The sequence below is a fragment of the Aliidiomarina quisquiliarum genome (assembly GCF_023922585.1).
GTDB lineage: Bacteria > Pseudomonadota > Gammaproteobacteria > Enterobacterales > Alteromonadaceae > Aliidiomarina > Aliidiomarina quisquiliarum.
Genome location: NZ_JAMFTN010000027.1, coordinates 34,871 through 48,589, shown reverse-complemented (window position 1 = coordinate 48,589; position 13,719 = coordinate 34,871). Strand labels below are relative to the sequence as shown.

The window sequence follows — 13,719 nt, the reverse complement described above, 5'->3', positions numbered from 1 at the left end:
CACCATAGGTTTTTGCCAATACGGTTGCGATTGCCGCAGTCAATGTGGTTTTACCGTGGTCAACGTGGCCAATAGTACCTACGTTAACGTGTGGCTTTGTACGTTCGAACTTTGCTTTTGCCATGACAGCCTCTCTCTCGAATGCGCGGTGGCTTGTTAGCACCAGTGCTTCAATGGGGGTTTATAATTAGTGTACAGCAGGGAAGGAGTTTAGAACTGATTTAAGAAACTGGTGCTGATACCCGGATTTGAACTGGGGACCTCACCCTTACCAAGGGTGCGCTCTACCGACTGAGCTATATCAGCAACATAAAATTTCGTTGGAGCGGGTGGCGGGAATCGAACCCGCGTCATCAGCTTGGAAGGCTGAGGTAATAGCCATTATACGACACCCGCAATCAGAACTGGGCTACCTCGGACCTGCAAAAAATGGTGGAGGGGGCAGGATTTGAACCTGCGAAGGCGGAGCCGTCAGATTTACAGTCTGATCCCTTTAACCACTCGGGAACCCCTCCACATATTTTTCTAACTGGTGCCGACACCAAGAGTCGAACTCGGGACCTACTGATTACAAGTCAGTTGCTCTACCAACTGAGCTATGTCGGCACCACCGGTTAGGTGGAGCGCATAGTAGGGCATCATTTGACGTCTTGCAACACCGAAAGCCACTTTTTTTACTCTTTTTGTGCCAACCGCTCAAAAAATAGTTAATTCGAACAAAAAAGGTGCGAAATCACACCTTTTATTTTTAGGCACTTTTAGTTTGGGCTAAACGGGTGTCGTAAAACAATTGTCTCAACACGGTCGGGACCTGTCGAAATAATGTCCATTGGCACACCTAAGAGCTCTTCTAAGCGCTTTATGTATGCTACCGCATTTGCAGGCAACTGTGAATACTCCGTGACACTTTCAGTACGTTCTGCCCAACCAGGCATAGTTTCATACACAGGAACCACATGGTCGTAGTCTTCTGCGGCCATTGGCGGCAAGCTTTTAATGCTACCGTCGGGCATTTTATAACCAGTACAAATTTTAATTTCGTCGAGGCCGTCGAGTACATCTAGTTTGGTTAAGCATAAACCACTGATTGAATTCACCTGTACTGCTCGGCGTAGGGCAACTACGTCGAACCACCCGGTACGGCGTTTACGGCCTGTAGTGGCGCCAAACTCATGGCCTTTCACGCCAAGGTACTGCCCTACTTCACAATCAAGTTCGGTGGGGAATGGCCCAGAGCCAACCCGAGTAGTATAAGCTTTTACAATACCTAACACATAGTCTAGATAGCGTGGACCAAAGCCAGCGCCTGTAGCAACCCCACCGGCGGTAGTGTTCGACGAAGTAACAAAGGGGTAAGTACCATGGTCGATGTCGAGCAACGTACCTTGTGCACCTTCGAACATAATCGGCTTGCCCGCTAAGCGTGCTTCGTCTAATAAGCCTGGTACGTCGGTAATCATAGGCTGGAATATTGCTGCATATTCCAAGCAATGAGCTAGCACTTCGTCAACACTAATTTCGTCTTGCTGGTGGTATTCACGCAGAATAAAATTGTGGTACGCCATTACTTCACGTAGCTTTTCTTCTAGCCGCTCTGGGTGAAATAAGTCACCTAAACGAATGGCACGGCGGGCAACCTTGTCTTCATAGGCTGGGCCAATGCCACGGCCAGTTGTACCTATAGCACGTTCGCCAAGAGCCACTTCGCGCGCTTGGTCTACGGCAATGTGGTACGGCAGTATTAATGGGCAAGCTTCACTAATTAGTAAACGCTCACGCACTGGAATACCGCGGCTTTCCAACATAACGACTTCTTTCATTAGCGCTTCTGGTGAAAGCACCACACCATTACCAATAATACAGGTAACATTGTCGCGCAATATGCCCGAAGGAACTAAATGCAGAACAGTTTTTTCACCGTCTATAACCAGTGTATGCCCAGCATTATGACCACCCTGATAACGCACCACATAAGTGGCTTGATCAGTAAGTAAGTCGACTATTTTACCTTTACCTTCGTCACCCCATTGGGTGCCGAGAATCACTACATTCTTGCCCATGATACTCTTTCAACGTTGAGGAGGAATTTTAGGCGGTAATTCTACCAGAATTCACCGCGCGTTTTGCAGTAATTTTGTTCAGTCGAAGCTAATTCGCTGATAATCTTCGGCGTTATGGTACAAAGCGAAGCCAAATCGTAACCGATCATTGCGGTAATCTGTTGCTATTCCACCACTTCTTAGCTGTTGCGCCAATTCAGCAACGGCTTCTGCCGAGCCCCATCGAAAGGTAAAAAAATGACCGTGCCGGTTTAAACCATTTTCCAATAGCGTGTGGCGGTTTACTCGTTGATCATTTAATTCGTCTAGGCGGCCTAAAAAAGCAACTTGCAAGTTTCGTATGTAATCGTGTATTCGCTGCGGCGTTAGCTGTTCTTGCTGCCACCAGTTCAGTACCGACTCGAACCGATACAAGGCACTTAAGTCTATAGTGGCACCAGCCATGGCCATGCCATTAGCCGTATATTCTACTGGCCCAGCTTGGCTTTTGGCTAAACTGGCAAAGTCAGCAAACCAGCCCGTGTATTCTGGCCGATAGGCATGCTTTAACGGCACCACCGCAAAGCAACAGCCCTCGCCCGCTTGGCCATACTTATAAGCCCCTGCCAAGTAGAACACTCTGTCGGTATAGGCCGACCAGTCGGTAGGAACCGCAGCAAAGCCATGGTAGCCGTCGACCATAATTAAACAGTCGTCATTTTGTACCCCAGCCAACCATTCATTTGGTAAGGGTGCTGCTACGCCAGAATTATAAAACACCTGGCTTATAAATATCATGTCCCAGCTGTGGGAAGCAACGGCGTCGCGCCAACGCTCGGCAAAGGTTGCGAACGGCTCGGTAGCAATGCGCACCAGCTTTACATTACCGCGCTCTTTTAAACGCCGGCTTTGGCGATTAAAGCTATGGAATTCCGCATCGGTGGTTAAAATAGCTAAGGGTCGCCCATAGTCAAAAGTTGATATAGCTCGGTACAACAATTCGTGGGTGTTTGGCGCAAAAACAATTTGCTCGTGGTTACTTACATTTAATATGCGAGCAATACCTTGTTGTACCGCAGGTACTTTTTCACTAAACAAATAGCCCCACTTCTCGTCGGCATACAGAGCTGAATCGTCCCAGTAGCGCAACTGGGCTTCCCGCGTAATATCGGGCCAGTAGTAATGGCTATGAGGCGCACAATGTAACAGATCAGGCCGCGCGGCTAAAAACCGTGAATAGTGTTTCTTGTACATGAACTAAGTCCTTTTCTAACAAACACAAAAAAGGGGGCTAAGCCCCCTTTCTTTATACAGCAAAAGTTAACAAATGCTTAGCCTGTCTTCAGCAACCTTATTGAGCTGCCTGTAACGAATTGAAATATTTGAAAAATTCGCTGTCTGGGCTAATCACCATAACCGTATCACCTTGGCCAAAGCTTCTGGTGTAGGCTTCTAAGCTACGAATGAATGAGAAGAACTCAGGGTCGCGGCCATAGGTATTGGCATAAATTTCAGCTGCTTCGGCGTCACCTTCACCACGCACTTGGCGTGCTTCACGTTCAGCATCGGCTAGCATTACGGTTACTCGAGCGTCAATGTCGGCGCGAATAATTTCAGCCTGCTCGCGACCTTGCGAACGGTGTTCACGCGCTACGGCTTGGCGTTCAGCAACCATACGGTCGAAAATAGCCGAACTTACTTCGTCGGGTAAGTTAATTTGCTTCACCCGTACGTCGATTACTTGAATACCTAAGTCGTTTGAACTTTCCGACGCTTGAATTAACGCTTGCTCCATTAGCTCGTCACGACGCCCTGAAACAATGTCGCGAATGGTACGAGTACCAAATTCGGCTCTTAAGCCCGAGTTAATTCGACGTGTTAATAGGTCTTCCGCTTGACGTTGATTACCACCACCGGTGGACAGGTAGTATTTTTCAAAGTCTTGAATTCGCCATTTAACAAAAGCGTCAACAATTAAGTCTTTCTTTTCACTGGTTATATAGCGGTCGGCTTGGCCGTCTAGGGTTTTTAAGCGGGCATCTAACTTAACGATACGCTCAATAAATGGCATTTTGAAATGCAGGCCTGGCTGATACACCAAGGCAGTGCCGTTTTCTTGTGCCACTTTACCAAAGCGCAGCACAATACCGCGCTCACCTTCGGCAATATAAAACAGTGAAGAAAAGCCAAGTATGGCTAACAAAACAATAATGACAAACACAAAGTTTTTCATAATTAGTTAACTCCTCGGTTGCTGGTTCGTGTCGTTTCACGGTTGCTGCTCGACTGAACTGGCGTCCGTTGTGGCGGCGTCGCACTATTCTGACCTTGCTGTGCTGGCTGAGTTACTTGCTGCTGCTCGGCTTTTTCAAGCAATTTATCAAGCGGCAGTAACATCAGGTTATTGCTGTCACCGGCGTCAAGAAATACTTTGGTGTTGTTGGCATAAATGCGCTCGAGGGTTTCCAAGAAAATACGCTGACGCGTTACCTCTGGTGCTGCTTTGTACTGTGGTAATAACAGATCAAAACGAGCCACTTCACCCTGGGCACGAAGCACTATTTGCTCTTTATAGGCTTGCGCTTCTTGTTGCATACGGCGTACTCGACCACGTGCTGTCGGTTCTATTTCACGCGCGTAAGCTTCAGCTTCACGAATAAAGCGTTCTTCGTCTTCCTGAGCACGAATAGCGTCGTCAAATGCATTACGTACTTGCTCTGGCGGACGAGCACCTTGGAAGTTAATGTCGATAACGTTTAAACCAAGCCCATAACGGGTAATTAAGCGATCAATAATTTCCCAGGTTTGCTGGCGAACTTCTTCACGACCAACCGTTAACACGTTGTCCATGGTGTTATGGCCAACCACGTAACGCAAAGCGCTGTCGGTAACCTGGGCTAAACTAGCTTCAGGGTGTTCCACATTGAACAAGTAACCGCGCGGATCAACCACTCGGAACTGCACCGCCATTTCAACCCGCACAACGTTTTCGTCTTCAGTTAACATAAAGCCCGAAGCTTGTAACGAACGCACTGTATTTACGTCGATATTTGTTACTGTATCAATAAACACAGGGCGCCAGTGTAAGCCCGAGGTTACTTCTGAATGGTAAGCACCAAAACGTTGCACTACACCACGCTCGGCTTCATTAACGGTATAAAAACCGGCAATAAACCAAACCACGATAACCAGCGCCGCAGCTAGGCCAACCCCTTTAGCAGGTATGTTGCCACTGCCTTTCGAGCCGCTACCGCCCTTGCCACCACCGATACCTAATTTGCCCATAAGGCTCTTTAAAGCTTCGTCTAAATCAGGTGGCCCCTGATTATTCCCACCCTTATTGGTGTTCCAAGGGTCGCGGTCTTTGCCGCCTTTTCCCGGTTCATTCCAGGCCATTGACTACTCCAATTTTCACTAGTTTTAATGGTTCTTGCATGTTCAGCCTACTTTGTGGCTGTACTCGTTTAATTTTTCGCCGTACTCTTTAATAAGCTTGTGCCATTCAATTGTCGGCAGCCGCACAGATATTAACATATCTCCGTTGTCCTGCACGGTTTCTGCTTGTACACATTGCAAATTATAAAACTCACTGCGTAATTTACCTTCCGCCGGCGGCAAATATATTGCTTTTTCCACCATTTTTGGCATCAGCCGTTGGTACAGCGCTTGTTGTAATAAATCGGCGCCAGCACCGGTTTCTGCCGACATCCACACAGCCCGCGCCACGCCTTCGTCGTCGTAATCAATGCGCGGCTCTACTTCTGCTAATACATCTATTTTATTAAACACCAATAACTGAGGTACCTCGGCAGCACCAATTTCTTCTAGCACTTGGTCAACTTCGTATTGGTTTTCTGCCAAACGCTCGTCGGCAGCGTCAATAACATGCAGCAATAAGTCGGCGTCGCGAGTTTCCGTTAACGTTGCTTTAAAGGCCGCCACTAAGTCATGGGGCAAATGGCGAATAAAACCAACCGTGTCGGCAAACACAACTGGGCCAATATCGCCTAAATCTAATTTCCGTAACGTTGGGTCGAGGGTGGCAAATAACTGGTCTGCCGCATATACGTCCGACTCGGTTAAAAAGTTAAATAAAGTAGACTTACCCGCGTTGGTGTAACCCACCAGTGCTAAGGTTGGAATGTCGGCCCGCTTGCGTGAACGCCGGCCTTGCTCGCGCTGCTTTTCTACTTTGTTTAAACGTTCCGTAATTTTTTTAATGCGCTCGCGAATTAAACGCCGGTCGGTTTCTAACTGCATTTCACCCGGACCACGCATACCTACACCACCTTTTTGGCTTTGCAGGTAGTCTCGACCATGCACCAGGCGGGTCGATTTATGGCGCAACTGGGCTAGCTCAACTTGTAGCTTACCTTCATGGGTACGCGCTCGTTGGGCGAATATATCTAAAATAAGGTCGGTCCGATCAATGACTCGACATTCACATACACGCTCTAAGTTTCGCTCTTGCGAGGGACTAAGCGCATGGTTAAATATAACAACATCGGCGTTTGTTGCTTTTACGGCACTAGCTATTTCTTCTGCCTTGCCGCTACCCACAAACAAACGGGAATCGGGGGTACTGCGTGACCCAGTTACTACAGTAGCTGCATTTACCCCCGCTGAAGACACTAATAACTTTAGCTCTTCAAGATCTTCTCTTGCCGACTCAGCAACAAAAGTTACATGAACCAGCACTGCTTGCTCACCACCTTCATATCTTTCTAACAAACAAGCACACTCCTGCACCTCGTAAAGGTGATTATGTAAAAACTAATGGTTGTCGTCGTACTCTTGCCCTGCTTGTGGTGGATATTGGGTTGGAATGCGCGACGGTACAACCGTTGAAATGGCATGTTTATATACCATTTGGCTCACTGTGTTCTTTAGCAATACTACAAACTGATCAAAGGATTCGATTTGACCTTGCAGCTTTATGCCATTCACAAGATAAATTGAAACAGGGATACGCTCACGTCGTAACGCATTTAAAAATGGGTCTTGTAATATTTGTCCCTTTGCCATGATTATGTATCCTATTACTCATTATTAGTATTATTGGGTCGACTTATAATTTTTCAACATCAGTGCTTTTTTAGTTTAGCTATAATATATAGATTTTGTTGCTAAAGCCTATCAAAACACAAGATAAATATTGCCTAAACATACTTCCGCTTTAATTGTAGCTACTTAGGGCAGCCAAACTTCAGGGGCTGTCGGCGGTTGTTGTAAAGCCGCCATGGCCCGCGTAACTAACTGACCTTCAGTTGGATCTAGCCAGGTTAAACTTGGCCAAGATCGCAACCAAGTAATTTGGCGCTTTGCTAACTGCCGGGTTGCTATAATGCCACGTTCACGCATAGCTTCGAAAGTGAGCTCGCCGTTCAGAAATTGCCACATTTGCCTATAACCCACGCAGCGTATGGCGGGTAAATTTATATGTAAGTCTTCCCGCGCATACAATTGTTCAACTTCTGTACGAAACCCTTGCGCTAGCATTTGATCAAAGCGTAGTTCAACACGTTGATGTAGTACTTTTCGATCACTTGGGGCTACAGCTATTTGCCAACTGGGCAGTTCCAAGCCTGGCTTTTGCTCTTGGGTTAGTTCCGTTAGTGTTTGCCCACTTACTGCGAACACTTCTAGGGCGCGCATTAACCGCTGCGGATCATTCGGGTGAATACGCGCTGCACTCACTGGGTCTATATGTTCAAGGCGTGCATGCAACAAGTCCCAGCCTAAAGCATCGGCTTGTGCTTGTATGTCGGCGCGTATTTGTGGGTTTGCCGCTGGTAGTTCCGACAGCCCCGCAAGCAGGGCTTTATAGTACAACATGGTGCCGCCAACCAGCAGTGGTGTTTTACCACGGCGGATAATGTCGGTAATTAGTGCTTTAGCGTCGCTGGCAAAGTCAGCCGCTGAATACGACTCAGCCGGATCACAAATATCAATTAAATGGTGTGGGTACTGGGCCAGTTCGGCGGCACTTGGTTTTGCTGTGCCAATATTCATGCCTTGGTAAATAAGCGCCGAATCGACACTTATTATTTCACAGGGAAACCTGTCGTATAAGGCCATTGCTAATGCTGTTTTACCCGCCGCCGTAGGCCCTGAAATACAAATTACCCCATCGCCTGCTTGTATCATAAAATAGCTCGCTGCCAGTTTAGTGGGTGTAAGGTGGGCCGTTGTGTAGCGCTTAATTGCTGCCAATTTTGTTGCATGCTAGCAGCGGCAATAGTTTCGTTGGCTTGTTCAGCTAACCATTGCAGCACATCGCTGCGCTCGTCTATAGCAACACTGGCGGGTTGCTGTTGCAAACATGCTAATAGCGCTGGCACGGTTTCTGCCACTGCGGTGCGCCGTAACATAGCCGGCACTTGCAAAATTGCACATTGGTTAGCATTCACTAACTTTAGCTGTACACCTAGCCGGCTTAAATGCGTTTGGTATTGGGCCAAACAGCTGGCTACGCCAGTAACTTCCACCTGCGTTGGTAATAACAACGGCTGGCCGCTAAGCCCAACGGCAATAGCTTGATCAAGTTTGCGCCGAGTCAAAGCCGCTTGTAGCTCAGCCAGCTTGATTAACCCTAGTTGTTCGCCTTTCGCCATCAGCAACCAAGTGGGGTTCAACTGGTACAGCGGTTGCCAGTCAGTTTTTTGCGCGTCGGCGCTGGTGCCTTCAAGCAATGGTGTTGCTAACATTTGCTGCCAGCTAGCTGCTGCAGTACGGGCAACTGCACCGGCTCCATAACCAGAGCCTGCAGCACGGCTTTGGCTTGGCTTACTACCGCTTGGGCTTGTTGTGCCTGGGCTCATTACGTAGCGGTTTGGGTTTGGCGCAGTATACTGATGCGGCACAGGCTCGTGGGCCATGCTTGGGTCAACACCTGCCGCTTGGGCTAGTGCGTCGCGTAGGGTAGTAAGTACAAAGTCGTGTACCTGGCGCGACTGATGAAAGCGTACTTCATGTTTAGCTGGGTGCACGTTTACGTCTACGTCGCGGGCTGGCAACGACAAATACAACACAAAGGAAGGCTGGCGGTCGTCGGCGAGCAAGTCGCCGTATGCTTGCCGCACCGCATGGTTTAGTAGTCGGTCACGCATCATGCGGTTGTTCACATAAAAGTATTGTACGTCGTTTTGGTGGCGGCAAACTTCGGGCGGCGACAACCAACCACTTAACTTTAATTCTCCATATTCATGCTCTAAATAAATAGCTTCGTCGGCAAAGCGTTTGCCCACAATGCGGCCAATACGGGTTAACGGTTCGGCATTGCCCCGTAATGCTGGGTAATGACGTACCAGCTGGCCATTATGGTGTAAGCGAAAGCTAACTTGTGGGTAAGCTAAAGCAATACGCCGCACTACTTCTTCAATGTGGCCAAACTCGGTTTTTTCGGTGCGTAAAAACTTACGTCGCGCAGGGGTGTTAAAAAACAAGTCTTCCACATCTATCGAGGTGCCAATAGGGTGTGCTGCGGGCTCTACAGTAACGGCCATATCGCGGCCTTCACAAAAGGCACTAAAGGCCGAATCTTGTTCCGCGGTACGCGACACCAAGCGCAAGCGCGACACCGAGCTTATACTGGCTAAGGCTTCACCCCGAAAACCCAAGCTTATAATTGCTTCAAGGTCGTCTAGAGTAGAAATTTTACTAGTGGCATGGCGGCTTAAAGCTAAGGTAAGCTCTTGCTCGGGAATACCTTTGCCATTGTCGCGAATAAGAATACGGCGACTCCCCCCCTTTTCTACCTCTATAGTAATTTCGTTGGCACCGGCGTCTAAACTGTTTTCAACCAGCTCTTTTACCACCGAAGCAGGACGTTCAACCACTTCGCCCGCCGCAATTTGGTTGGCAAGCTGAGTGGGTAATAATTGAATAGGCATGGTTTTAACTATACTAGTTACGATGTTGGAATATGCAGTTCTTGGCCCACACGAATAGTGGTGCTGCCCAAATCGTTAAATTGAACAATGGCGTCGACCGTGGTGTTGTAGCGCTGAGCCAGAATCGACAGCGACTCACCCCGCGCAACCACATGTTTGTGTAGTTGCTGGTGGGCTAAAATAGTGCCATCAACCGGATAGCGCGTAAAATGGGTGCGTAACCCTGCGTACAATGCTGCAGCCAGTTTTTCTTGGTGCGCAGCACTTTTTAATAGGCGTTCTTTATGCGGGTTAGAAATAAAGCCAAGTTCTACCAACACCGAAGGAGTACCAATATTGCTGAGTACCGCAAAGCTTGCCCCTTGTGGCTTGGGCCGATGCAACGTAGTTACTCGCCCCAATTGGTCAAGTAATATTTCAGCCGCTAACGAACCGTCTTGCATGGAATCGTCGCGCCGCATGTCTAGCAATGCCCGCGCTAAAAATGGGTCGTTACCATTTTCTTGTAGGCGTGAATCTAATTCATATAGCTCTTCACTTAAACGCTCTTTGTTTTCTAAGGCACGACCGTATTCTGTTTCCGAGCGGCTACGCGACAGCACCCATACCGAAGCGCCCCGCGGTTGGGGCGTAGTAAAAGCGTCCGCATGAATTGAAATAAAGAAGTCGGCCCGGGCCTGACGCACTTGCGACGCCCGTTGCGCCAACGACATACCATAGTCGCCGTTACGTGTTAACACGGCTTCCATAGCCGGATCAGCGTTAATTTTTGCCGCCAACCGTTGGGCTACAGCTAGCGTTATCATTTTTTCATAGGTGCCCGTAGGCCCTATTGAACCAGGATCTTGCCCACCATGGCCGGCGTCAATGGCAACCACAACGGGCCTATGCTCGCTCCATTCTGCAGTTCGCACCACGCGCGACTCGCGCACAGGTGCAGGAGGAACAACCATTGAAATACCCGCCAAGTCAACAACTAGCCTATGCCCATAAGGGCCGGTTGGTGGTAATTTATATATTTTTGGGTCTACCGCGTCGTTCACTTCAAGCACTATACGTACCGTGCTTGCGTTAGGTGGGGTACTTAGCCGAATACGGTTAAGCAATAACGACTCTATTTCTACCGCCTTTAAGTCGGCATTGTTTTTACTGTTTTTAAAGTCGATAACAATACGCTTGGGGCCGTTTTCATAAAGCGTAAAATAGGTGTAGCTGGGCTCGGCGGCCACATCAAAAACAATGCGCGTTTGTTCGGGCGTAGGCCACACCCGAACGCTGTCGATAGCCGACGCATGGGCGCTCGCTGCGGAAAACATTAACACCGCAAGCAATAAACAACTGAGCTGTTGATGAAGGTTTTTCATAGGCGACTATTCAATATTTGCTGCCCTATTGTTGTTAGTGCTTCTAGCACCACTTCCCGTGTGGGCGCTCCTGTAGCCGAACGTGCTGCAGTAAAACGCACTGCAATGTCGGGGCTTGGTAAAACACCCATGCCACGTTCTGGCCATTCAATTAAACACAAGCTGTCTGCTGAAAAGTAATCTCGAATACCCATAAATTCAAGTTCTTCAGGGTCGGCTAGGCGATACAGGTCGAAGTGGTACACCCGCCAACTGGCTAATTCATAGGGCTCTACCAGTGTATAGGTGGGGCTTTTCACTGCCCCCTTATGCCCTAAAGCCTGAATAAAACCGCGCGAAAAGGTTGTTTTCCCCATCCCTAAGTCGCCCTGCAAGCTAATAACGGTGGCCTGCGTGCACGCCTTTGCCAAGCTTGCACCTAAAGCTAGTGTTGCTGCTTCATCGGCTAATAGCAACTTTTCCACTGAGGCGGCTTTAGTCACGTTCATTTGGGTTCACCCATTTTACAATATGTGGCAATAGGTTCGAAGCGGTCATACCACGGCTTACTGGCGTTGGCGCGGCACCTTTTTTGCGGCTAGCTAACGACAATTCATGGGCCGCCGTTTCGCCGGCTAGGGCATGCACTAACACCCCTGCACTTACGGCTTCCCACGGTGTTAAGGCTAATGCTTCCGACTGTGCCATTAAACCACCAATCACGCCAGTTAATACGTCGCCTGTACCTGCGGTAGCTAAGGCTGGGGTTCCGGCAGCACATACGCCTACGTCGGTGGCGTCTTGCACCAATGAGCCCGAACCTTTTAATACTACACAACCACCGTATTTTTCTTGCAAGGCCTTCACACTTCGCCAGCGATTTAATTGTATGCTGGCGGTGTCGGTGCCTAACAACCGTGCTGCTTCACCTGGGTGCGGCGTAAGTATCCAATTGTCTCGTTTGAGCGGCGTTGCAGCTAAAAGGTTCAATGCATCGGCATCGACAATAATGGGCTTAGCCGACTCCAGCACCCGCAACCAGTGGTTCTGACCCCATTCAGACTGCCCCAAGCCCGGCCCAATAGCGATATGGGTAGCGTGGGCAATAAGAATGTCTAACCGGGTGGCGTCGGCAATGTTGTTTGGATCAAGGCCCAGCACCATTAATTCTGGCACTTCGGCTACAAAACCTTCCTGCCCCGGCTGGCACACTATGGTTACTTTACCAGCACCGCTGCGCAACGCAGCTTCACCCGCCAGTTGCAAGGCGCCGGTCATACCTTGTTGGCCACCAATAATAAGTAAGTGGCCAAAGTCGCCTTTATTACTTTGCTGTTTTCGTGCCGCCAGCCAGTAGCTAAGTTGGCGCGCTTCTAAGCGCCAAGCCGACACTTCAGTTAGTTCACGAAAAGCTTCTTTTAAGCCTAAATCGGCAAACCAAAGCTGGCCGCAATGGTCGCGGGCCGCGCCCGTATATAAGCCGCGCTTCATACCCACAAAACTAATTGTATGGGCCGCCTTTACTGCACAGCCTTGTATTTGACCGGTGTCGGCATTTAAACCGCTAGGCACATCTATAGCTATAACCGGAATATTGCGGCTATTTAATTCTTCAATAATTGGCACTAAGTCGTCGCGCACGTTTTCTTGTAAGCCAGTACCTAGCAAGGCATCTATTACCACGTCGGTGCTACTGGCTAACCAGTCGTCAAAACTTTCTACTTGGTTACCAGTTTCAAGCCAAAGATTTAGCGCTAATGCGGCTTCTAAACTTTGTTTACTATTTAATTCTTGGTTGGCAAACACACGTACGTTGTAGCCCATTTGGCGAGCAAGAGTAGCCGCCACATAACCGTCGCCGCCATTATTACCACTGCCACAAAGCACACCAACAGTTACCGGAATAGGAAAACGATGCCGCAAACAATTTATTACCGCTTGGCCAGCACGCTCCATTAGCTGCCACATGGTAATACCCGCATTTTCAGCTGCCACGCCTTCATATTCACGCACTTGTGCTGGCGTATATAATGGCTGCGAAATGCTCTTAAAGGTCGTGCATGTTAACCTAGTGTTTTTCATAATCAGTTTTTAATTCCTTAAGGTTTAAAGTACCCAATAAGCTGTTCTTGCTGTGGTGTTGGTGGCGTTTTAGTGTTTGCCTTGGCGTCGCGCTCGCTCATTTTGTAATGACACGACACACATTCTACGTGCTCTTGCCCACCTTCTTCGTAAAGCATTAGGCTGTCTTCGTCTTTACATTCTGGGCATATTGCGCCGGCAATAAAACGCTTTCGGGTGCGGGTCATTTTTTCCTCTCTTGTTTCACAAAGCCTGCCTAAAGAATATAGCGAATAGAATCTAGCAGGCAAAAAGTATCTGGCACTACCTATCTAACAATGTTTAGCTAAAACCAGTATCATGCCCGCTTCTCATTTAACCAAG

General features: G+C 48.6%; 13 protein-coding genes and 4 tRNA genes. All 17 read right to left on the bottom strand.

The window, feature by feature from the left end:
* On the bottom strand, positions 1 to 124 hold a 124-nt coding region (locus M1L23_RS11990; protein WP_252627676.1), incomplete at its 3' end, for a GTP-binding protein.
* A gap of 106 nt (positions 125 to 230) precedes the next feature.
* Positions 231 to 306 (bottom strand) — tRNA-Thr (locus M1L23_RS11985).
* Positions 307 to 321: 15 nt separating this feature from the next.
* Positions 322 to 396: transfer RNA gene (locus tag M1L23_RS11980), tRNA-Gly, on the bottom strand.
* Positions 397 to 430: 34 nt separating this feature from the next.
* Positions 431 to 515 (bottom strand) — tRNA-Tyr (locus tag M1L23_RS11975).
* Positions 516 to 530: 15 nt separating this feature from the next.
* A tRNA-Thr gene (locus M1L23_RS11970) sits at positions 531 to 606 on the bottom strand.
* Positions 607 to 758: 152 nt separating this feature from the next.
* Entirely contained in the window at positions 759 to 2,060 is a 1,302-nt protein-coding gene (locus M1L23_RS11965) for an adenylosuccinate synthase (protein ID WP_252627672.1), read from the bottom strand.
* Between the two features lie 78 nt (positions 2,061 to 2,138).
* The gene (locus M1L23_RS11960; RefSeq protein ID WP_252627671.1) at positions 2,139 to 3,293 is read right to left on the bottom strand and encodes an aminotransferase class V-fold PLP-dependent enzyme; all 1,155 of its coding nucleotides are present in this window, start codon (positions 3,291 to 3,293) and stop codon (positions 2,139 to 2,141) included.
* A gap of 97 nt (positions 3,294 to 3,390) precedes the next feature.
* On the bottom strand, positions 3,391 to 4,272 hold the full coding sequence (gene hflC, locus M1L23_RS11955; RefSeq protein ID WP_252627670.1) for a protease modulator HflC: 882 nt from the start codon (positions 4,270 to 4,272) through the stop codon (positions 3,391 to 3,393).
* Between the two features lie 2 nt (positions 4,273 to 4,274).
* Positions 4,275 to 5,435 carry an FtsH protease activity modulator HflK gene (gene hflK, locus M1L23_RS11950; protein WP_252627669.1) on the bottom strand — a complete coding sequence of 387 codons (1,161 nt, stop codon included), beginning with the start codon at positions 5,433 to 5,435 and terminating at the stop codon, positions 4,275 to 4,277.
* 42 nt (positions 5,436 to 5,477) lie between these two features.
* Positions 5,478 to 6,770, bottom strand: a complete 1,293-nt coding sequence (hflX, locus tag M1L23_RS11945; protein ID WP_252627668.1) for a ribosome rescue GTPase HflX — start codon at positions 6,768 to 6,770, stop codon at positions 5,478 to 5,480.
* Between the two features lie 42 nt (positions 6,771 to 6,812).
* Positions 6,813 to 7,064 (bottom strand): RNA chaperone Hfq, encoded by a 252-nt coding sequence (gene hfq, locus M1L23_RS11940; RefSeq protein WP_252627667.1) that lies wholly within the window; start codon positions 7,062 to 7,064, stop codon positions 6,813 to 6,815.
* Positions 7,065 to 7,229: 165 nt separating this feature from the next.
* A complete protein-coding gene (miaA, locus tag M1L23_RS11935; RefSeq protein WP_252627675.1) occupies positions 7,230 to 8,183 on the bottom strand; it encodes a tRNA (adenosine(37)-N6)-dimethylallyltransferase MiaA in 954 nt (317 codons plus the stop codon).
* Positions 8,183 to 9,931, bottom strand: coding sequence for a DNA mismatch repair endonuclease MutL (gene mutL / locus M1L23_RS11930; protein WP_252627666.1), 1,749 nt, complete (start codon positions 9,929 to 9,931; stop codon positions 8,183 to 8,185). Before mutL ends, miaA begins: the two co-directional genes overlap by 1 nt.
* Positions 9,932 to 9,948: 17 nt before the next feature.
* Positions 9,949 to 11,295, bottom strand: coding sequence for an N-acetylmuramoyl-L-alanine amidase (locus M1L23_RS11925; protein WP_252627665.1), 1,347 nt, complete (start codon positions 11,293 to 11,295; stop codon positions 9,949 to 9,951).
* Positions 11,292 to 11,783: a tRNA (adenosine(37)-N6)-threonylcarbamoyltransferase complex ATPase subunit type 1 TsaE gene (gene tsaE, locus M1L23_RS11920; RefSeq protein WP_252627664.1), complete on the bottom strand. Its 492-nt coding sequence runs from the start codon at positions 11,781 to 11,783 to the stop codon at positions 11,292 to 11,294. The genes M1L23_RS11925 and tsaE overlap by 4 nt, the downstream gene beginning before the upstream one ends.
* Positions 11,770 to 13,356 (bottom strand): NAD(P)H-hydrate dehydratase, encoded by a 1,587-nt coding sequence (locus M1L23_RS11915; protein WP_252627663.1) that lies wholly within the window; start codon positions 13,354 to 13,356, stop codon positions 11,770 to 11,772. Before M1L23_RS11915 ends, tsaE begins: the two co-directional genes overlap by 14 nt.
* A 17-nt stretch (positions 13,357 to 13,373) precedes the next feature.
* A complete protein-coding gene (locus M1L23_RS11910; RefSeq protein ID WP_252627662.1) occupies positions 13,374 to 13,583 on the bottom strand; it encodes a YheV family putative zinc ribbon protein in 210 nt (69 codons plus the stop codon).
* Positions 13,584 to 13,719 lie beyond the last annotated feature (136 nt).

What these genes read in the sequence shown, in the direction of transcription:
- M1L23_RS11965 (WP_252627672.1), bottom strand. Translation starts at nt 2,060, where the DNA reads ATGGGCAAGAATGTAGTGATTCTCGGCACCCAATGGGGTGACGAAGGT.
- M1L23_RS11960 (WP_252627671.1), bottom strand. Translation starts at nt 3,293, where the DNA reads ATGTACAAGAAACACTATTCACGGTTTTTAGCCGCGCGGCCTGATCTG.
- hflC (WP_252627670.1), bottom strand. Translation starts at nt 4,272, where the DNA reads ATGAAAAACTTTGTGTTTGTCATTATTGTTTTGTTAGCCATACTTGGC.
- hflK (WP_252627669.1), bottom strand. Translation starts at nt 5,435, where the DNA reads ATGGCCTGGAATGAACCGGGAAAAGGCGGCAAAGACCGCGACCCTTGG.
- hfq (WP_252627667.1), bottom strand. Translation starts at nt 7,064, where the DNA reads ATGGCAAAGGGACAAATATTACAAGACCCATTTTTAAATGCGTTACGA.
- mutL (WP_252627666.1), bottom strand. Translation starts at nt 9,931, where the DNA reads ATGCCTATTCAATTATTACCCACTCAGCTTGCCAACCAAATTGCGGCG.
- M1L23_RS11925 (WP_252627665.1), bottom strand. Translation starts at nt 11,295, where the DNA reads ATGAAAAACCTTCATCAACAGCTCAGTTGTTTATTGCTTGCGGTGTTA.
- tsaE (WP_252627664.1), bottom strand. Translation starts at nt 11,783, where the DNA reads ATGAACGTGACTAAAGCCGCCTCAGTGGAAAAGTTGCTATTAGCCGAT.
- M1L23_RS11915 (WP_252627663.1), bottom strand. Translation starts at nt 13,356, where the DNA reads ATGAAAAACACTAGGTTAACATGCACGACCTTTAAGAGCATTTCGCAG.
- M1L23_RS11910 (WP_252627662.1), bottom strand. Translation starts at nt 13,583, where the DNA reads ATGACCCGCACCCGAAAGCGTTTTATTGCCGGCGCAATATGCCCAGAA.